Below are 20283 nucleotides of genomic sequence, written 5' to 3'. Positions count from 1 at the left end.
ATCTAGATGTAGATGAAGTTTTGTAAAGACATACAGTATCTATATACTGCAAAAAATTGAACATAAGACGCCGATACATTAAGTAATCCTCACCTTTTAATCTGCAGATTGGCGAAAGCAAATACAATAGCTTCAGTTTCATGATAAGGGCGCTGGCGGAGTTTGTCAAGTAAGTTTTTTGTTTCTATTGAATGACAGTTGTAACCTACGAAAGAAGTCTGTTGTAATTTGTACGATATCTTTATAAAATGGTTCGCATAAGTTATCTAGCAGTGCAACTAAACAAATACAAAAATCAAAACGTCGCGGTTTTTGGTCTTGGTAAAACTGGTTTATCCGCCATTAACGCTCTAACAAAGAATGGTGCAAGAATATATGCATGGGATGATCATGAAGAGCAAATAGCAAATGCAAAAATGATGTATAAAAAATGTAATTTTATTCATCCCAAGGAATACAATTGGCATGAGATCAGTGCATTGGTTTTAAGCCCTGGAGTGCCAACAGAGCCACATTGGATAGTAAAACTTGCAAGGAGATTTGATTGCAAAATAAAATCAGACATTGAGCTATTTCTTGAAGCTAAAACTATGAACCAGAAGGTAATAGGCGTCACAGGAACAAATGGTAAATCAACCACTACATCACTAATAGGGCACATATTAAAATCTGCAGGGAAAAAAGTAGCTATTGGTGGAAATTTAGGCGTTCCTGTTTTGGATCTAGAAAGAGATGCAGAAATTTATGTAATCGAACTCTCCTCTTTTCAATTGGAGTTGATGAATGAAATTAACGTGGACATTTCAGCACTGCTCAATATTACACCAGATCACATAGATAGGCATGGAAGTATGGAGAACTACATAGCAACTAAATTAAAACTGATAAACGGTAGTGAGGTTGCCGTAATAGGATGTGACAATGAGATTACTGCTGATATATTCAACAAATTCACTGGAGACAAAATTCCAATCTCAGTAACATATTCCCCGATGTCATTCCAGCGCGTGACGCTGGAATCCAGAAAAGAAAAACCATTGCCAACTACTCAGATGACAGAGGGTGGTGCAAGAGATCTAATATCATTGGCAGGTAACAATTTGCTTGATTATAGTGAACAGATTACTGGTATAGATCGAAATTATCTGGATCCCAGTGTCAGCTACTTGGATGACAAAAGGGGCACTGGGATCCAGAAGATCTCGTTAAAACTAGAGAATCATAGCTTATCAGTAAGCGACGTGAAAATAAACCTAATATCCAACGCAGAAAACATAGCAGCCACATATGCCGTATGTAAGGTACTTGGAGTAGATAGCAACACTATTATCAATGGAATCAAGTCCTTTTCAGGACTGAGGCATAGGAATGAACTGCTTGGCAAAATAAGAAATGTGTTTTTCGTGAACGATAGCAAAGCAACTAATGCAAAATCGAGCGAAAAGGCGATCTTATCTTATGAAAACATAAATTGGATCGCTGGTGGAAGAAGCAAAAAAGGTGGAATAGAATCATTAAGCAAGCATTTTACAAGGGTTAGAAAAGCTTTTCTTATTGGAGAATCAACCGAAGCTTTTGCAAATGTTATGGAGAATAAAGTAGATTATGTTAAATGTTGCAATCTAGAAGATGCATTCAGATTGGCTTTTGAAGAGGCCTTAAATAGCGCAGAAGAAGTAACAATATTACTTTCTCCCGCGTGTGCTTCTTTTGATCAATGGAAAAATTTCGAGGAACGTGGTGAAGCATTTTGTAGAATGTTTGAAAATCTCAGGTACAATCACACATGCTGTTTAGTATGATGTTGCGTGGAACAAAAGTTAATAATAGATAAGCTAATTAGGGTTATTCCATTTGAAGGGATAAGCGATGAAACCCTATTAAAGGTGTGCACTGACCTTAATCTAGCTAATAGCTTTTGCAAATTTCAGAATGGAATATATAGCGCTTTGGAGCACATAGCAGAGGACTTAAATAGCTCAATGGAAGCTGAATTAAGAAATTCTAATTTAGAAGATATGAAAGTGCGAGAGCGAGTAAAGTTAGCTATTCAAATACACCTTTCAAACTATGCTAAGCTACCGAATTATAGAGAACTTTTAAAAAATGTTTTATCATTCTCCGTATCACCAAAAAATACATATTTTTCTAGTAAACTTTTATACAGAACTATTAGTGCGATTTGGTATGGCATTCATGACCAATCAACAGATTTTAACTACTATACAAAAAGAGCAATATTAGCTGGAGTGTACTTAAGTACGATACTTTTTTTTATCAATGATTATTCAGAAGATTTTGTGGATACTTTATCGTTTCTTGATAACCGTATCAACAATGTCATGACATTTCAAAAATTCAAAACTCGCTTAAAAGGAATCATAGGAAATTTCTTATAAGCTATTGATTGTTGGTAGAAAAGTACTTGAGCACGATCCTGAAAAGGTTTGTGAAAATAAAAATATTCATGCTGATCATAAAGAACATTTAGTTTATTGTGAGGATAATAATGGTACAACAAAATACACCAGTTACGAAGAAAAAGAAAATAAATTTATTGAAGAAGCACATGAATATTTAATAGACTCTGAATTTAATAAAAATTTTGATCTAGGGCAGTACAGAATAAGTAATTTCTCCGGAAACTTGACGAAAATAGAACTGGAACTCATCAATGAAAAGTATATGCAAGTTTAAGTTGATAGAGAAAGAAAAATTATTCTTGCTATACCGTAAATACGTTCCAAGATTATACTAAAGTCTTTATTGCACTCAAAACCTTCGTTTTTCCTAATCTCTAGAATTATCAATGCATCATCACTTAACCAGCCTGAGTTAGCTAGTCCATTCAACGTTGATTCAACTAGATTGCTATTGTAAGGTGGGTCTATAAAAACTATGTCGCATTTTGAAATAGGTTTTGGTAAGCAGTTAGCACTGCAGCAAATTAGCGTAACATTGTCCGTAATTCCAAAATCTTCTGCTGTTTTTTTAGGCAGTTGCAAATTGTAATAATCTGAATCCACCATGAATGCATGTTTAGCGCCGCGAGAAAGCGCTTCAAATGAAAAAGAGCCACTTCCGCAGAACAAATCAAGTACATTCAAGTTATAAATAGGTTTTCTTGAGGAAAGTATACTAAATATTGCTTCTCGAACAATACTCATAGTTGGTCGTGCAGCTAAATGCTTACCTGTAGTTATTTTTCTTCCGCGATATTTGCCTGCAATGATGCGTAGCATATTAAATAAGCTCCAAAATAATTAATTATTTATACTATATGATTAATGTCAATATGGCTTTAGCAGTTTAATAGAGAGAAGCTATCGAGTCGCTTGTAAGAAAAACACAAACACAAGACTCATCAGTTATCTTTTTCTGATTTGCCTGCTGCATTAATTGCTTGACCAATCTCATCTTGTAAATCATCATGATCATTTTTTTCATCATGATTTAGCCCTTCAATTCTGCTTTCTAACTCTAACTTAATTATAGTATTGATTTTATCTATATTATCAAGAAAGCCTCTACATTCTTCTTCACTATACTCTTCACCAGATGCTTTTTTTTCAATAAATAGGTTTTTAAATCCTGCTAGATCAGAATTCTGATCGGTATTTAGTACAACACTTCTCTCTATGAAGCTAAGATCTGACAGCAGTAAGCTAACCTCTAACAGATCTTCACTTTTCACGCTTTTAAGGTCTTCAAGACTTTCTAAAATACTAAACACCTTAATCCTTTCTTGTACAATCTCTTTGTCTTCCTTATCAAATTCAGACAATAAACTATGATTATCTACAAATTTCTCACTCAAAGCTTTATTCAATTTAGCAAAATTGACATCCTTGTCAAGTGATGTGTTATCCCGCAACAAGTCTACCCTTGCCCTACGCGCATTTAAAATGTCGTCGTAGTCATTTAACTTTATGTTGCCATCTTTGTCTTGCTGCAATTTATAATAATCAAGGCCTTTGAAATTTTTATTAGTCTTCATCTTCAATCCTCTTCTCATCTCCTTTTGCATCTGGTTTCCTCATTGGTTCCGGTAATTTCCTTTTACTGTCTTCTCGATTTCTTTTTTCCTCTCTTTCAGCACGTTTTTTTATAGCTTCTGGAGTGTTCATTTCAAAAAGTGGTGAGAGGTTGTAAACTTTATCTTGATTTCTTCTGCCTTCTCTTTCAGCACGTTTTTCCATACCTTCAAAAGCAGATCCAAAATCATCAATTTCATCTGAACCTTTTGGTTCCGTGCCTAAATTTCGTGTCACTTCATTTGATTGATCAGGCTTATCTTCTTCTGTTGGCTGATCATGCTGTAGTTGATTAGGCTTGTCTTCTTGTTCTGTGCTTAGTTCTCGTACTACCTTATCTGGCTGACCTCCCCCTCGTAGTCGAAGAGGGTCGCCTTCTTCTAGTGGCTGATCATGGTTATCTCTTACTAGTTCCGTGCCTAACTCTCGTTCTACCTTATTTGATTGATCAGGATTGTCTTTTTCTGGTTCTCTCTTACGGCCGATAGTGTAATCATGAAGCTTCTCTAAGAAATCTCGCCTATATTCTTTTGCTCTATAGAGTAGGTTATGATCATAGCCATGCTTTCCTATAGAGTCAAGACCATGCTCCCAAGTAAACTTCATAGCATCTTCTATTGTATAGCCCAAATGTGATCCTACGTATCCTTTATAATAATCTAAATATTTACCGATCCTTCTGTGTGTAATATCTTCCTTATCAACTCCAAATGCCCTGTAAATTTTTTCCTCGAGCTTATCAACATCATTTTCAGGCGATGTTGCAAACTTCGTTGCTTCAATAGTAGCACCTACAAATTTACGTGGCACATCAATAGCGTATTTCAGCACTCCTCCAACTCTTGGTACTCTCCCCAGCAGATTAGCTGCACCTCCGGCTAATCTATCCGGTAAATGAGTAGCCCAACTGCCTAAAGACTCAAGTCCTCTACCAGCAAAATTTTGCCACTGCTGTTTGAATCCTTCCATTATGCCAGTCAAAGGCGATGCCTGATACATACTAGATATATTGTAAACGCTGAATCCACCACCAGCGATACTTGAGCCCATTTGTTGTACGAACGTGCGTAAGGAGAACATTAAAAATGAAAGCAAGAATAGTATAAAGATTTCCCCTGCATTGATTAAATAACCTCTCTGTATGTCTTGCACCCTTTGGTAATCGCTATTTTCTTGATAATTTTTGCAATCCTCACAATCTTTACATTTCTGACAGTATTCACTGTTGGGATCCTTATATAAATCATGAAGTTTCAGTATTCTACAACCTTGTTTTTCTACCGCACTCCGCACTAAAGATCTTATTTCATTAATTATTTCCCTATAACTATTGCATTTATTTATATCTTGACAGTAGCGTTTTATTATTTCACTAACATCACCTATCCTTTTCTCTATATTGTTGATCAGTAATATAATGTCAGCCCTCTCTGATGCATGAGATAAACTATTTGTTAAGCGCACTAGATCTTTTTCACTACAGCCATTACTAACTACCATATCACTTTCTGCAATATAGTGGTCTGCTGGATTATCTTTAGTTCCAGGAATTGGATTAAAGAAAGGATAATCTATATAACGAAACCCTTTTATATGTTCACCATTTTTATCTTTAGGGTAATCTGGTGGAAGCGGGATATATCCAGCACCACCAGTAAATTTTATTGTACCACCTTCTCTGCTTATCTTTTCTATACCTTCTATACTTTTATCTATGTTAAGAGAAGAAGCTTCTCCAAGAGTGTAAGGTACAAAAATTTGCCCTGGGGTCCAACCAAAGTACTGCTTATCAACGATACAAAAACCGCCAAACACCCATTTTGGAGCACATAACTTTACCTCGAACCATTTATTGTAGCATACAGTAAAACCTAGTTGTCTATAAAAGGTGTTCATTATCATTGAAGCCAACAATGACAAGAGAGTAAATATCATAATCGATTGTAAACAAAAACTGATGCAGAATTTTATCCAACCTTCAAATAGACTTTTCAGTGGTGAAAATAAAATAGAAATTAGAAACAGTGGCATGATAGCTATAAGAAAAGCTATACCCATAAAGCCAGAGAAAAATATTATGTAAGCATACAAGCACAACAAGAAGTATAGTACAATCCCTATGAAAATTGCCGGTATCATAAGAAGGCTTGCCCACATTTGGTAATGTAAAAACGCTGCAAACTTTTTCCAAACAGAATAAGCAAAAAATTTATTGAACATGTCCTCCATGAAGCTAAACAACTTAGCTTCATCTCCTTGAGCAATACTTCCGGTGTTCATGTTGGGAGCAAAGTTAGTAATTACACTTATCAATTGTTCAAGACCTTTAACGAATAAAACAAGAAAATGATCATAGAAAAATCTAAAACTTCCAGGAGATATAAGCACTATTACTAGAGTGATTTTCATCATTCTGATGAGCATATCATGCTTAGTTTCTCGTATCATGCCAAAAAGATAAAGAAGCGATGAAATCATTACAAATAGAACAAGCAAGGAAAGAACAAAATTGTGAAAGCTCGTACTTTTTTCAGCTATATTTTCGAACATAGCTTGTGCAACTGCAGGATCATTGCTATTAAAATGTTCTTTGCAATTTTCGTTAATCAATAATACACATTTTAGATAGTTATAAATGTAATCAAAAAACCCAAAACTACTTGGCTGCTGCACTCCACTTAAGAACTCAAAAGAGTAGCCACCTACATTATCTAAGTAATATCTATCTAATATTTTTACATATATTTTCCATCCCTTTTTTAACTTCAACTCATTACAATTTCTGTCCTTGAATTTAGTGTTATCTCTGTCTAAAGTAAAAAATCCATTGTCGCCCTCTGCTGTGGAGTTATAACCTAGATGTACAGTAGGATATTGAGGATCGCGCATTAACTTTAGATTTTCGTTAGGATCATCTTTCCCCGTTTGAAACAAAAGATAAGCACCATGACCGTTGGTAAACCAACATGGAGCACCACGTGATACTGTATTTGCACTATCATCTTCATTAATGCACTTGCAATTTACAGTGCAACTTGCATTAGGCTTACTTGAAAATTTTTGTATGCTAGGTTTATAATCATTACAAACTAAGTGAAAATTAGGTAAACTATTATCACTTTGTTTACCTTCAAATTTAGTTGCATATTTTAACTGCTCCAAGCTTTGTAAGGTATAACTGCCTTTTTTAGATTCCTTCTTGTTATTATTACTCCAAGATGTCCATGCACCATTAACTCGCACTTTTAAACTATCTCCATTGGTTTCGAGTCCGGTATCCTCCCACTTCACCACTTGGTTATCGTGAAAACCATAATTAATTTCGCCAGTTTCAGGATCAATAACTTCTCCATCTCCTGGAATAAACGCATCGTGGTCGCTTGAAAAATGAGCGCTTACTGCAATAGGTTTAGGACCAAAATAGTCAGCAGATATACACCTTGGAAAAGGCATATCGTTTTTACTACAACCTGTGATCAGCACATAAGCTGCAAGAAGTAATACCCTAAACCAACATTTGCCTAAACGTGATTGCATATCTAAACTTTTTCCAAATACAGAATAAATTTCTAAAACTTTACTTAAAATATCTTTTTAATTAGTTACTCCATAATATCATTTATATCTTACTCCTCTCCATTTTCTTCCTTGTTTTTAGCTTTAGCACTAGGATCACTTCTTATTGTTTCATCAGAATTTTTTTGCTGATCTGATTGTTTTAATGTTTTAGGTCTATCACTCGTTGTTTTATCAGAACTTCCTTTAGAATCTTTTTTTTTGTCTGGTTGCTTTGGCGTGTTAGGTAATTTAGCCTCAATTTTTCCCCGATCTTTACTCATTTTCTGCTTGATACTCTGTATCATACTTTGGGTCTTATCATCAAGGCCAACGGTTGACAGCATAGCTTGCGATGCGCTCTTAGCAACTGTACCAACACCGCCAGTAACTCCATAACCAGAGCTAAATAGTGTTTGTACCATAGTTTCCGATATAGAAACAAAAGCTTCCATTGCACCGGCAATAATGAGGTATATAAACGCCTGGATTAGGTCTATAGGTAATGCTGCAAAATGTCCACCAGCCCTTTCTCCGGTACTGAGTGCAACATCAACGCTAGTGCCAGGACTGTATCCAAGAGGCAGTATTGATTTCATCAAGCACAGATCATACGATAAGAAATTTACGCTAATTAAACATTGATAGCATGCAGAAAAATTTGTGAGGTTATATAAAACTGAATACATCAACTGATTTAAAAGAGATAAAAATGAAAATAAAATGACTGGTTCTAATGAAACATGAGCCAACGTTTTTATCCAATTATCAAACAAGGGTTTAGTCTTTTGAAATAGAATAAATACGATAAATAAAGGTGTTAATGACAGTAAAAACGCCACTAGAACAGTAGATATTACATATTTAAACGTAGCGCTAATAATGCATTTTAAGAACATAAAAGTAGCGTAGAGTATTGCCAAAAATGCAATAAAGCCAAAAGGACCAGAGAGCATCAATGATAAAAACTTTAACCAAGTTTCTGCTGTGAATAATACTCCTGCTGTCAAGTCTAAGAATGCAAATTTTCTCCCCCCTTCCCCTATATAGCCAGAAAAGCTATCAACCAAATAAGTGCTACCATCTATAAAAAGTCTGGATAAAGTTGTACCAAAAAGTTCCCAGCTTCTATCGCTAAAGGCAAAAGCTATAAATGCTATCTTGAACATTCTTACAATGGAATCAAATTTACTTAGCTGTATTGTTCCAAGCATATAGCCAATGACAGTAAATATAACGTATAGAGTAAGTAAAGCTCTTACCCCCTGAAGAAGACCTCTTGCATATCCTTTGTATGAATCTTTAACGCTGTCCCCAATTACTTCTTCTTTTATAAATTTAAATACCCCGTTTACATTCGATGAAATAAAATCATTAATTTTTCTTTTGACAAATAAAGTTACACTATACTTATTGTTTTCGTAATATTTGCCATTTTTGTCCGTAATGTCATCTTTCTCTACGTTGCTTACATTGATGCCGAAATATATCTTCTTAGGTTTGCATTCATCTGTTATAGGTTTTTTGTCTTTGCATTCATCTGTTAAAAGACCTCCATCTATTATATAATATACCTTATCCTTTGTTTTATCTAAGTGCTCTACTTTTTTGAAATCATTAGTCTTTGGAGCAGATGGATCCCCTGGCGGGTTATCACCCAAATACACATACAGTTTTTCACCATTGATATATTCACACGATCTAGTCACTTTAACATGGTACCCGCCCCTATTAGCTCCATAGTAACCATAATCTGCTATAGCAAGCATCACACTACTACCATATTTTACATTGTCATTTACTGCATAGTCACTATTTAATTTCAGAGAAAAATCCTCGAAATTGTCACTAATTTGCGAACACACATTATCCTTTCTTGCACCTACTTCATTATCTGGAAGACATTGCATACCTTTATCAGTATCTTGATCACCAAGATCACCAATTTTTGCAACAAGAGCCTCAGCCCAAGATTTATCATCTTCAGTAAAACTACCTGCTTTAACATTCCCTTCCATTTTTTCTAGATAAGAATACATATCACATTTATTTCCTTTATCGTACTTCTTATACCTTATAGAGGAGACACAGTTCCGTTCTCCTGCTCGACCTGAATCATAGCTCCATATACCTTTTCTAGTATAGCATATATTCTGATAGTAACAATTAAGCTCATAAGAACTGTACTTTTTTTTCTCATCCAAACTACAGTTTTTTCCATCACATAACTCATTCAATCCTATTTTAGCTCGGCGTAAATCGAACAGCGAGCCATGTATCCATGGTTCGTTGTTTTTAACATAACCTTTATTAAAATGTACCTTATTATCATATGGAGTGTACCCATTGCCAACTAGCACTTTGCTTTCCTTTGCTTTTGTTTTATCAAGAGGTAAAAATTTTATTTTATTTCTCTTTCCATCCTTGCCCTCACAAAAAAATTCCTCTCCCTCTTGCTTGCTAACATTCAATATTTCACTTTCTGACACTTTTTCACCTCCTTCTTCAGCTCTATAACAATTGTCATCAAAGCTGATACCTTTCCCTCCTGGATTGTCATAATCAATTGTTATTTTTCTGGGAACTAAGCTAAAGCTTAACTTATCACCAGGATTTACTTTAATTCCAGTGTCTACATAACGTCTATTGCTGCCAAATCCTTTACCACCGCACAATTCGTTTTTATTTACGCCTTTTTCATCAACGCCATAATTATTAGGCACATCGTTAATATTTGCAGCTTTACTATAATTTGGTTCTGAGCCATCAGCACAAAAGCTAGCTGGCACAAGTACTTTCCTTGGATTTTTGTCTTCTTTAAAAGGGCAAAAATTTACTGATCCATCGAGGGTGAATTTGATTTCCTCACCCTTACTAATTACTTGACCAGAATCAACCCAATGAATTTTAACTTCTTCACCAGCTTTATGAACTGGAACATCCACGTTAACACTAGTGTTTCTGCTCTGCAACCCAGGTTCGACACAATCCATGTTACAACCAGTGATTGCAAGACACAGTATCAACAATAGTGATCTTTTACTTATCATTGCTGTCTTCCTGGTGGTGGTATCTGAGGCGTTGACCTTTGAGTCCCTTGTGGTATTTGAGGTCTTGACGTACCTGACTGTTGAGAAGCACCTCCTCTTTCTCTTCTTTGAACGCTTTGTTCATCTAACCCTACTGTTCCCATTAAGCTTTGTTGATACTGTCTTCCAGGTTCGCTTGCTACATAAGCACCAAACAACGAGTCAGATATTGTCGAAGAAGCTTCAACTAAAGCTTTCATAGCGTGTCCCAAAATAACAAAAGCCATCATAGCGGTAATATTAGGTGTATATTTGGAAGCATAACCATAAAAAATACAAGGGTTAAAAATCTTTAAGTTAATATTAAGTATACATGTAGAGCAGACCTCAAAATCAAATACTGAATACACAATATAATCCATAACCTGGCTTATCAGTGATATAAAAATTAAAAGCACTACTGGATGAATCGCAAATCTTGCTAAATTTTTAACCCAGTTGTGAAACATCTGCCTAGTATACGCAAATAAAAGACAAATAATAAAAATAGGTGCTAAAGAAAGCAATAACGCAACTATTGCTATAGATGTAATAAAAGAAAATAAGGCATTAAAAATAGATAAGCTCACTGTGATTAAACCCCAAATCACCAAGCAAAAAGATACAATGCCCAAAGGGCCAGAAAATATAAGAGATACTATTAACAATACTGAATGCGATGACAAGAACCTATTGAGCGGCAAATCAAGAAACTCAAAAACATTTGAAGTAGTGCCTCTAAAATTTGCTATTTCTATTAGTTGTTTTGGAGTGTTAATAAATATAGAGAATGCGTTGTTATAAAAAAAGTCCCAGCTATTATCCTGCAATAGCTGGGCGATGATTCCTATCTTTACGCATATAATTAAAAACTCATATATAGAAATATGAGTTAATCCAAAAAAGTAATAAAGAGTATATAAGATTATATATAGTACTAATAGTGATATTATAGTAGATCTAATGGTATTTGTTCTGCTTGATTTTATAAAACTTTCGTAAAGAGACTTTACAGGACTAGTATCAGAGTGAATTGCGTTAGGGTCTTTATAATTAGAGCCGAAAAATGCAGTTTTCACTTTTTCATCAAAGAAATTATATATTGCACTAAAAGTTTTTGTAGGTGGCTCTTTAGTTGTTAGGTTAATACTAAATTGACCTTCATTTTTGTAATCGCAGCCATGGTCTCTTATTCCGTAATATATGGTGCCTGTTTTGTCTTTTAATTTTCCTTTCAAGTTTTCCATGTCATGAACTTTGCTGATATCTACAGATATATCCGCTTGATTTTCACCAGGCTTATGCTCAGGGAATTTATCGGAAACACTTATATACAAGCTATTTTCCAGACTATGGTTCTTCGTTACTCTTATGTTGAACCCGCCTTTGTCATTTGTATTGTAGCAGCTCTTGTCATTTCTGCTACATAGACTAAAAGTTAAACTTGGTATTTGATGGTCATTCTCCATCTTATGATCACAACTAGTACATAAACCACCATCTGGAATGTGTTCAAGAGTTTCATTATCCATACCAACTTTTAGAAATGTAATGTCAGTTTTTACCTGTTTTCCCTTTAATACGTTACTAATAATTTCAGCAACAACAGATTCACCACTAGAATTTAAAGCATTGAATAGCTCAATTTCTATATTATTATATTCAATATACACGCAATCCTCGCCTCTACGACCAGAAGAAAATTTACATATACGTCTACAGAGTGAATTTAAAATGTGCGTATCTATCTTACTTGCACTGCTCTCTGAAAGCTTACTGCAATCTATATTCTCTCCTTGTTTTATAGAGTTAATAATATTTTCAATTTCCTTTTTTCTTTCATCTTGATCTAACTTCGAAAACCAGTACTCTCTTCCACTCAACCATTGCGCATCGCCTATTATATATTTATTAGGACATATCCCATCCTTGCCACCTTGGCATTTCTCTTGATTTAAAACATGTGCAAAATGTTCCGTTTCTTGCTCGCTACACTTTTCGTCGATTTTCAAATACCTGATTTTTGTCTCACTCTCTTTATCTTTACACACTTTACTTCCAATCACACTAAAGCTTATCGTATCGCCTTTTTTAAGTGCAAATGGTAATGCAACGTCATTTCTCCCAGGCCCAATTGCAAAATCTGCATACTGCTTAGGACAAAAATTAACCTTACTAGGCACTATATCAATCTCTGTTACTCTTATTCTATCTGAGATATTAACACCAGAATCAACCCATTTCTGCTCTGTTGACACTATATCTAGTTTTTCACGCAAACCTGATAAATTTTCTGGCTTAATACAGTGATGTTCCCCGCAGCCTGACAGAAAAAAAAACGGTATTATCAGCAAAAATTTTAGCATAAATCCAACTCATTCAGTGCTTTTGTTAACACTCTCGGAGCTACTAGAACCAGAACCTCGAGATTTACTCTTGTCTCCACCACTCAACTTCTTAGCAGCAGCACCAGCAACTCCAGCAACTCCAGCAACACCCCCAGCAGCAGCTTTGGCAGCAGATAAAGCTTTGCCCACTATTTGTCCAGGTGTCTGACCTGAGCCAAGTGCTGCTCTATGGTTACCAGCAAGTTCAGCAGCCATGCCAGGAAGAATGTTTAAAAAGTGGTAAAAGAGGAATAATACTAAACACAATTTTAATAATTCTCCGATGAGAGAGCTGCCAAACTCCATGTATGTAAAGTCGAATAGACCAAGTATGCTGCTCTTTTTAAAGCTATAATTTTGCATCATACATGCAAGAGTAGTTTCATTTTTATCACATTCCCCATCTTTCAATTTAAACCACTGTTTTTTCTTACTATATGAGATTTCTGCTTGTTTCTTTTCATATGACTTGTCCGGTTGTTCATTTTTATATGACTCGTCCAGTTCAAAATTTAAATTTTTAAAATAGATTTTATCACATGCTATGAACATAAAGGACAAAAACGCAAAAAGGATAACCGGGTATAAGCTATAGGTAATCAACTCTTTCACCCAGCCTTCAAAATATCCTTTGGTGTGTTGGAATAAAACCATAGGAATGAACAAAGGTGATAAAATGATGATTACACTTAAAGCAACTAGAGATAAAATAAATACATAGCACAGCCACAAAATAACCATCATCATCAGAACGGCCATAAATATACAGACAAGAGCTACTAAAATTTGTCCACCAGCAAAAATAATACCGATTACCGAACCTGCAACTAATAAGACAGGAGCAGCACCAAGCAAGACTGCTAACGTTGTAACACCTCCAGTACCAATTTTGCCACCAATTCCATCTAAAGGGGCACCTAAATAAAATAAAATTCTACAATCAAGCCTATCCCAAGGTGCAAGATAACTGTAAGATACCCTCTTTCCTGCACGAGTATATTCATAATCTGTACCTGCTTTATAATTACATATGCCTTTACTTTCAGATGATGCTTTTAGCACTATCTCTGACAAACCATTTGAGAGACGAGTTAATTCTCCATAATAATGAGACATGGTACTGCCTGTTGTGAAGTAAATCACTAAAGCGAATTTTATGATCAACATATACATTTCTTGAGGCCTCTGAACTCCACCAGACATGGCTTTTATAGAGAACAGTATTAAAGCTAAAACTAAAACAGCAGTTACAGTGTTTTTCAGCCTTTTCTGTGCTACAGATATAAAACTCTCACCATTTGGTGCACCTTTACCTGCAACTAAATTATCTAACGATTCCTTAATGCATTGCACTATCATAGAAGTTACGGGAATAGGAGCTAATGATTTACTCCCTGCCTGGTTATAACAAGCTTCAGAAACATACGAGCTAAAACAGCCAGCATTATCATAACCTACAAAAATTTTCCCCCCTTGTCCGTTGAGTCTTTTTTCTTTAGATCTGATAATAGTTTTATAGTCATCATTATTACCAATAGGAACTTTTTCCTCTCCTGTACCATCTTTATTTTTGAATATCATCACAGATTTTTCACACATAGGAGCAAGTGGGTCAGGTGGCAATTCCGTGCACCCCATATCAACCCCTTGCGGCCAAGGAGTCATTTCGATACCAAGCATGCTAACACTGGCTAACTCCACACATAATCTGCCCGTTTTTCTCACTGCTTTGAATTTAGCTCCATGTATGGGTTCGCTCTGTCCTGCTTTGAGAACTCTACATTCCAGACCACCATCAACCTTCGAGGACCATGACCCATCTACGTATCCAGTGTCTTTCTCCCTGACATCAAAGTCTATGTATCCAGGTTTTCCTCTGGAATTAAAGTCTACCTTATTAAAAAGATTACCAAAAGTTAAAGGGTTTCGATGACATACTTCTATATATTCACTGTATTGCACACCATTTTTTGGCCAGTAATAACTCTCTGTACTCTCCTGAACGTTAGAATTTAAGGCTTCTTTTTCTGCTCTTTTCCCGTCATAATCTTTTTTGTTCACGTCTTCCCGAGCTTTATTTTGCAAACAAGAAAAATATTCCTCTTCTGTTTGGTAATTTTCATTGGTGCAGCCACTATAACCTGTGTCTTCTAATTTAAAATTTTTGTATTTTCCATCATGATCACGTGCAACTGGGTGTTTAACAAAACTATGTTCACAAACAACAAGCCCTCCTATCGCTTTCCAGACTCCAACAATTGCAGCTATCATTCCAACAATAACAAGAGCGGTAAACAAACCAGCAGAAGAAACGATCAAAACAATGCCAGTAAATATTGCGCCAACAGCAATCGCTATTCCAGCAAGTGCTGCAGCTGTTTTAAACGCTCCACAATCAGGATTAGAGGCACGACTAAAACTGCCAGTGGAATTAAATCTGCTAACAAATTCTGTCTTGTCAGTACCACTTGCTCCATCTGCAAGCACTGGATATGAGAGTAAAAAGTCTATATTTAGTAAAAATATCGCAATTAATAGCAATGACAGCTTAGTCTTAAACATTTTTTACCTTCTGATAAAATATAGGCAACCATACTTTTGGGTTGTCCCCAACTTCATTTAATATATCGTGTAACAATAGAACACTTTCTGCACGTCCGGACAATACGTTGATTATATCATCCAGGCCTTTTAAGTCTATTCTAGCTACTACAGCATTGACTCCTTGTTTCACCAAAAAGAATCTAGTACTCGGATCTGTGTGCTTAATTAATATATATTCACGTTCAGTTAACATAAAAACATCCCGATAGACACTAGTAGCTTTCAGATTTGGTAAAAAAATCTGTGTCGCTGTTTGTTGTACAAGCGTATCGCTAATAGTACTTTTACTTGCATCCTCAACACTCTGAGTAGCAAAAATCACAAAAGCATTTAGTTTTCTCAGTACCTTCAACCAGTCTTTTATCTTGGGTGCAAAAACTGGATTATCTATTAACGCCCATGCCTCATCAAGAACGATAATAGATGGAGTGCCATCAAGAGATATACTAATCCTATGAAATAAATAAATCAAGACCGGTCCAAGAGCAACAGGATCTTTGAGCAAGCTAGCCATCTCAAAACCAAATACTCTTGCTCGTGAAAAATCTAGCAAATCTTCTTTATTGTCAAATATTGCAGCATGAGAACCATTATCATGCCACATAGATATTGCCCCAGCTAGAGTATCAGGACCTGCAAGCCCTAAAAACGGTACGAGGTTTCTCAAGAATCTGTCTTCTTTTCTTAATTTAAAATTTCCTTCAATTGCATCATTAATTCGTGCAATATCTTCTGAAGTAAATTTATCATTATATACCGAAATTAAAGACTTTATCCACTCCATTAAAAATGTTCTATTATCAGAGGTATCATCAAGTTGTAAAGGATTAAAATTTGTTTTAGTTCTTGGTTCTATTACAGTATAGATACCACTAAGTGCTCTTAAGAAAATCTCTGCACCGCGATCTTTATCAAAAAAGAATATCCTTGGAGAAAACTTCATCGCTTGGGCACACAGGAAATTCATTAAAACAGTTTTACCAGCACCAGTTGGGCCAATTATCATAGTGTGTCCAACATCCCTTATATGAAAGTTGAAAAAAAATGGAGTACCAGATGTCGTGTCAAAAACTGTAACGGCATCTCCCCAGTGGTTATTGAATTTATTACCAGTAGGATAATTATGTTGAGATGCAAATCCAGCCAAATTAAGACTACTTATTGTAGCTTTTCTCACTATATAATCGAAATTACCAGGAATTTGCGCCCAAAATGCTGGTTCAAGGTTAACTCTCTCACGTATAGGGTAAACACCGCAATTAGAAAGCTCTGATTCTACCAACGACAGAGCGTTATCCAATGATTTAGGACTTTTTTCTATACATAAAATAGTCAGGTGATGTTGACCAAACGCAATCTTACCACTCATTGCGTCATCAAGCGCTTGAGAAATTTCTGCTATTTGAGAAATAGCTTTATCTGCAGACTGTATCATTCGATTTTGCTGTATCTGCATTTTTCCAATCGCCATTTGCCTGTTTATAAATTGAAAAGATTGCGTAATTATAAACTCGTAAGGAAGTTGTAAAAACGAATCAAGCATTCCTGCAGAAGTATGATTTCCATATTCTTTGATACTAATTATTCCAGCATATTTACTCTCATTATGAGTCACAACCTGTATCATCTTACGGCCAAAGAATAACCTATGTACTGGTAAGTACCTTGATATTTCAGTTCTTAGCGGAAAAAGCGTATTTGTAACGAATCCACAATTTACGATTCTAGATAGAAACTCCATTATTTCGCAGAACAAACCATCTGGAGTTTCTTTTACTCCAAGAATTTTAGGTGAATAATTTCTAAGGCTTGTCACTACACGATTTGTCGTTTCCTCTAAATCTTCATACGTGGCACGTATATCACTTTCCCAAGCATGTTTTGAAGTTACATGTCCGAATTTTTTTAGTAGATGTGACAAAAATTCTACTCCTTTTGTGTCCGCTCTACGGATAATCGTAATGTATAGGTCATTAATAAATGATTGCCTTGTTGCGTGTTTTTCTCTCCATTTTAGATTTACGTGATTAGCGAAAAAATTCGGCAAACCTTGACTTGCAAATTCATCAGAAAAAATATTTTTCTTACGTCTGATAGTATGAAAATACAAACTAAATGCCGGAGATGAAATGCTTCTTAGCATCTGATTCCTGATGTTGTTCTGTATGACTAAATCCTCGTCATCGGCAGTTTCAAATGCAAAACCACTTAATTTTATAACCTTAACCAACCAATTTTCTTTTGTCATCAAGGTTGTGCTATTCCAATAGCAAGAGTAAGGAATAAATTCAGCAGCGTGAACTTCCCTGTTCAGAGTAGATTTATTCTTTGATTGAATAGCCCTAAACCTCAGCATCACACAACGTTAAGCAATATCATAAGAATTGGCTCCATGGTAAAAACGATTTAAACATTTCGAGCACTTTCCCAATTTTACCATAAATAATTCAATAAACAACGGTTCTTTTGCAGAAGCTATATAACCAAGTCCATGTATACCTGGTAACATTAAGAGAATCACTCTTAAATCATTTGAATTAATGAAAATTAGCATGCAAATCAGGACGTTTAATATTGCAAACATATAACTCACACCAAAGAGCATTGCAGGTCTTGTAAGACCTTTAAATAATTGATCTGTTTGTATACTACCTGTGGACATATCTTTAACCTTCTAATAATAGCTCTAACACTAATACTATATCATTATATTAAAAATCCATTGAAACTAGTAGCACTTTAAGTTAAGATACATTATTTAATCCCGATAATGACAAATTGGCCATTTCAAGAAGCAGAAAAAATATTGCAAGAGTTTCCTAATAAAAAAGAAATAATATTTGAAACTGGTTATGGACCCTCTGGTTTACCCCACATAGGAACCTTTGGAGAGGTTTTCCGCACTACAGTTATTGTAAATGCATTAAAAAAAATAGCTCCTGGTATAAAAACCAAAATCATTGCAGTTTCAGATGATATGGATGGTTTGCGAAAAATACCAGATAATGTGCCAAATCAAGAGATGCTAAGAGAGCACTTAAATAAACCATTGACTATGATACCTGATCCATTTGGCACTCATCAGAGTTATGGTCATCATATGAATTCATTGTTGTGTAAATTTCTTGATATGTTTGAATTTGAATACGAGTTCAGGAGTGCAACAGAGTGTTATAAATCTGGCGTTTACGATGAAAAACTTTTACTCTTACTGAAAAATTATGATAAAGTGATGGACGTAATGCTTCCATCATTTCGGGAAGAAAGACAGCAGACTTATAGTCCATTCTTGCCAATATGCCCAAAAACTTCTCAAGTTTTACAAGTTCCAGTAATTGAAACAAATACAGAGAAAGGAACAATCACATATGAAGACCCAAACGGGGAAAAAATAGAAGTTCCAGTGACAAAAGGAAAATGTAAACTGCAATGGAAACCTGATTGGGGAATGAGGTGGGCCGCATTTGGAGTAAATTACGAAGCTCACGGAAAAGATTTAACTCCATCTGCTGTGCTTTCAAGTCAAATATGTGAAATACTTGGAGAAAAGCCACCACTTCTGTTTTGCTACGAGCTTTTCCTTGATAAAGAAGGAAAGAAAATATCAAAATCAAAAGGAAATGGCATTTCAATTGAAGAGTGGCTAACTTACGCACCAACAGAGAGCTTAGCATTGTACATTTTTCAGAGTCCTAAAAAAGCTAAACGTTTATATTTTGATGTGATACCAAAATCAACTGATGAATATTTAGAATTTGTAAAGCGTTATCATGAGAACAAAGAAAAGGATATAAATAATCCTGCTTGGCACATTCACCAGGGCAATGTTCCCAGTATAGAAACTTCAGGCATAAATTTCTCACTACTTTTAAACCTAGCAGCAGCTTGTAATGCTGAAAACAAAGAGATCCTATGGGGTTTTATATCCTCTTATGCACCAAACGTTACACCAGGAAATAATAAAATGCTTGATAGACTTTCAGACTTTGCAGTAAAGTATTATCACGATTTTATCAAGCCAACAAAATCATATAAAACTCCAAATGAAAAAGAAAAAGCAGCGTTACTAGATTTGAAGGACACTTTACATTCTCTATCTACAACTGCTACTGCTGAAGAAATTCAATCTCAGGTATTTTCTATTGGGAAAAAATATGATTACACCAACTTACGTGACTGGTTTCAGCTATTATATGAAACGTTACTTGGCCAAAAAACCGGTCCAAGAATGGGATCTTTCATAAAGCTTTACGGAATAGGTAATACGATTTCTCTCATAGAAAGCGCTACTAAATGTATACTTTAGAGTTTACCTCCTTTCATTTGAGCTCTTTAGTTTTAATAAGAATTCCTTGACAAACTCCGCTAGCCCCCTTATCATGAAACTGAAGCTATTGTATTTGCTTTCGCCAATCTGCAGATTAAAAGGTAAGGATTACTTAATGTGTCGGCGTCTTATGTTCAATTTTTTGCAGTATATAGATACTGTATGTCTTTACAAAACTTCATCTACATCTAGATTTTTATCTAAATAAGCTGAACGCGCTTATAAAGCGTTACAAGACATCAAAAAATGCCAATACTCGACAGAGATAGTAAAAGACTAGCTAACTCGGGGGTTCTTTGTCTTTTTTT

Annotated in this window: 11 protein-coding genes and 1 pseudogene; 4 read left to right on the top strand and 8 right to left on the bottom strand. The window is 35.2% G+C overall.

Annotation, left to right across the window (positions count from 1 at the left end):
* Positions 1-248: 248 nt before the first annotated feature.
* From OZD64_RS00920 to OZD64_RS00910, 3 genes and pseudogenes are all read left to right on the top strand, one after another.
* Positions 249-1802 carry a Mur ligase family protein gene (locus OZD64_RS00920; protein ID WP_274999137.1) on the top strand — a complete coding sequence of 518 codons (1554 nt, stop codon included), beginning with the start codon at positions 249-251 and terminating at the stop codon, positions 1800-1802.
* A gap of 6 nt (positions 1803-1808) precedes the next feature.
* Positions 1809-2399 carry a COQ9 family protein gene (locus OZD64_RS00915; protein ID WP_010082414.1) on the top strand — a complete coding sequence of 197 codons (591 nt, stop codon included), beginning with the start codon at positions 1809-1811 and terminating at the stop codon, positions 2397-2399.
* A gap of 22 nt (positions 2400-2421) precedes the next feature.
* Positions 2422-2697: pseudogene (locus tag OZD64_RS00910) on the top strand (hypothetical protein); the annotation flags it as partial.
* On the opposite strand, the gene rsmD reads toward OZD64_RS00910, so the two are convergent.
* The 8 genes from rsmD to OZD64_RS00870 all read right to left on the bottom strand — a co-directional run bounded on the left by rsmD (position 2694) and on the right by OZD64_RS00870 (position 18310).
* Positions 2694-3242, bottom strand: a complete 549-nt coding sequence (gene rsmD, locus OZD64_RS00905) for a 16S rRNA (guanine(966)-N(2))-methyltransferase RsmD (protein WP_010082416.1) — start codon at positions 3240-3242, stop codon at positions 2694-2696. The pseudogene OZD64_RS00910 and the gene rsmD overlap by 4 nt on opposite strands.
* A 122-nt stretch (positions 3243-3364) precedes the next feature.
* Positions 3365-3997: a WD_0853 family protein gene (locus OZD64_RS00900; protein WP_038199150.1), complete on the bottom strand. Its 633-nt coding sequence runs from the start codon at positions 3995-3997 to the stop codon at positions 3365-3367.
* Positions 3987-7571, bottom strand: coding sequence for a TrbL/VirB6 family protein (locus tag OZD64_RS00895; protein ID WP_274999136.1), 3585 nt, complete (start codon positions 7569-7571; stop codon positions 3987-3989). The genes OZD64_RS00900 and OZD64_RS00895 overlap by 11 nt, the downstream gene beginning before the upstream one ends.
* Before the next feature lie 89 nt (positions 7572-7660).
* Positions 7661-10639 carry a TrbL/VirB6 family protein gene (locus tag OZD64_RS00890; RefSeq protein ID WP_274999135.1) on the bottom strand — a complete coding sequence of 993 codons (2979 nt, stop codon included), beginning with the start codon at positions 10637-10639 and terminating at the stop codon, positions 7661-7663.
* Positions 10636-13023, bottom strand: a complete 2388-nt coding sequence (locus OZD64_RS00885; RefSeq protein WP_274999134.1) for a TrbL/VirB6 family protein — start codon at positions 13021-13023, stop codon at positions 10636-10638. Before OZD64_RS00885 ends, OZD64_RS00890 begins: the two co-directional genes overlap by 4 nt.
* A 9-nt stretch (positions 13024-13032) precedes the next feature.
* A complete protein-coding gene (locus tag OZD64_RS00880; protein ID WP_274999133.1) occupies positions 13033-15606 on the bottom strand; it encodes a TrbL/VirB6 family protein in 2574 nt (857 codons plus the stop codon).
* Positions 15599-18004, bottom strand: a complete 2406-nt coding sequence (locus tag OZD64_RS00875; protein WP_010962886.1) for a VirB4 family type IV secretion/conjugal transfer ATPase — start codon at positions 18002-18004, stop codon at positions 15599-15601. The genes OZD64_RS00880 and OZD64_RS00875 overlap by 8 nt, the downstream gene beginning before the upstream one ends.
* Positions 18005-18013: 9 nt before the next feature.
* Entirely contained in the window at positions 18014-18310 is a 297-nt protein-coding gene (locus OZD64_RS00870; protein ID WP_007548615.1) for a type IV secretion system protein VirB3, read from the bottom strand.
* A 108-nt stretch (positions 18311-18418) separates the two neighbouring features.
* Between OZD64_RS00870 and OZD64_RS00865 the strand changes: the two genes are divergently transcribed.
* The gene (locus OZD64_RS00865) at positions 18419-19954 is read left to right on the top strand and encodes a lysine--tRNA ligase (protein WP_038199160.1); all 1536 of its coding nucleotides are present in this window, start codon (positions 18419-18421) and stop codon (positions 19952-19954) included.
* Positions 19955-20283: the final 329 nt, after the last annotated feature.

Source organism: Wolbachia endosymbiont of Drosophila tristis (genome assembly GCF_028981745.1).
Taxonomy (GTDB): Bacteria; Pseudomonadota; Alphaproteobacteria; order Rickettsiales; family Anaplasmataceae; genus Wolbachia; species Wolbachia pipientis.
Note: the sequence above shows the minus strand (reverse complement) of the source record. Positions and strands in the feature narration are given on the sequence as shown.

What these genes read in the sequence shown, in the direction of transcription:
- OZD64_RS00920 (WP_274999137.1), top strand. Translation starts at nt 249, where the DNA reads ATGGTTCGCATAAGTTATCTAGCAGTGCAACTAAACAAATACAAAAAT.
- rsmD (WP_010082416.1), bottom strand. Translation starts at nt 3,242, where the DNA reads ATGCTACGCATCATTGCAGGCAAATATCGCGGAAGAAAAATAACTACA.
- OZD64_RS00900 (WP_038199150.1), bottom strand. Translation starts at nt 3,997, where the DNA reads ATGAAGACTAATAAAAATTTCAAAGGCCTTGATTATTATAAATTGCAG.
- OZD64_RS00895 (WP_274999136.1), bottom strand. Translation starts at nt 7,571, where the DNA reads ATGCAATCACGTTTAGGCAAATGTTGGTTTAGGGTATTACTTCTTGCA.
- OZD64_RS00890 (WP_274999135.1), bottom strand. Translation starts at nt 10,639, where the DNA reads ATGATAAGTAAAAGATCACTATTGTTGATACTGTGTCTTGCAATCACT.
- OZD64_RS00885 (WP_274999134.1), bottom strand. Translation starts at nt 13,023, where the DNA reads ATGCTAAAATTTTTGCTGATAATACCGTTTTTTTTTCTGTCAGGCTGC.
- OZD64_RS00880 (WP_274999133.1), bottom strand. Translation starts at nt 15,606, where the DNA reads ATGTTTAAGACTAAGCTGTCATTGCTATTAATTGCGATATTTTTACTA.
- OZD64_RS00875 (WP_010962886.1), bottom strand. Translation starts at nt 18,004, where the DNA reads ATGCTGAGGTTTAGGGCTATTCAATCAAAGAATAAATCTACTCTGAAC.
- OZD64_RS00870 (WP_007548615.1), bottom strand. Translation starts at nt 18,310, where the DNA reads ATGTCCACAGGTAGTATACAAACAGATCAATTATTTAAAGGTCTTACA.
- OZD64_RS00865 (WP_038199160.1), top strand. Translation starts at nt 18,419, where the DNA reads ATGACAAATTGGCCATTTCAAGAAGCAGAAAAAATATTGCAAGAGTTT.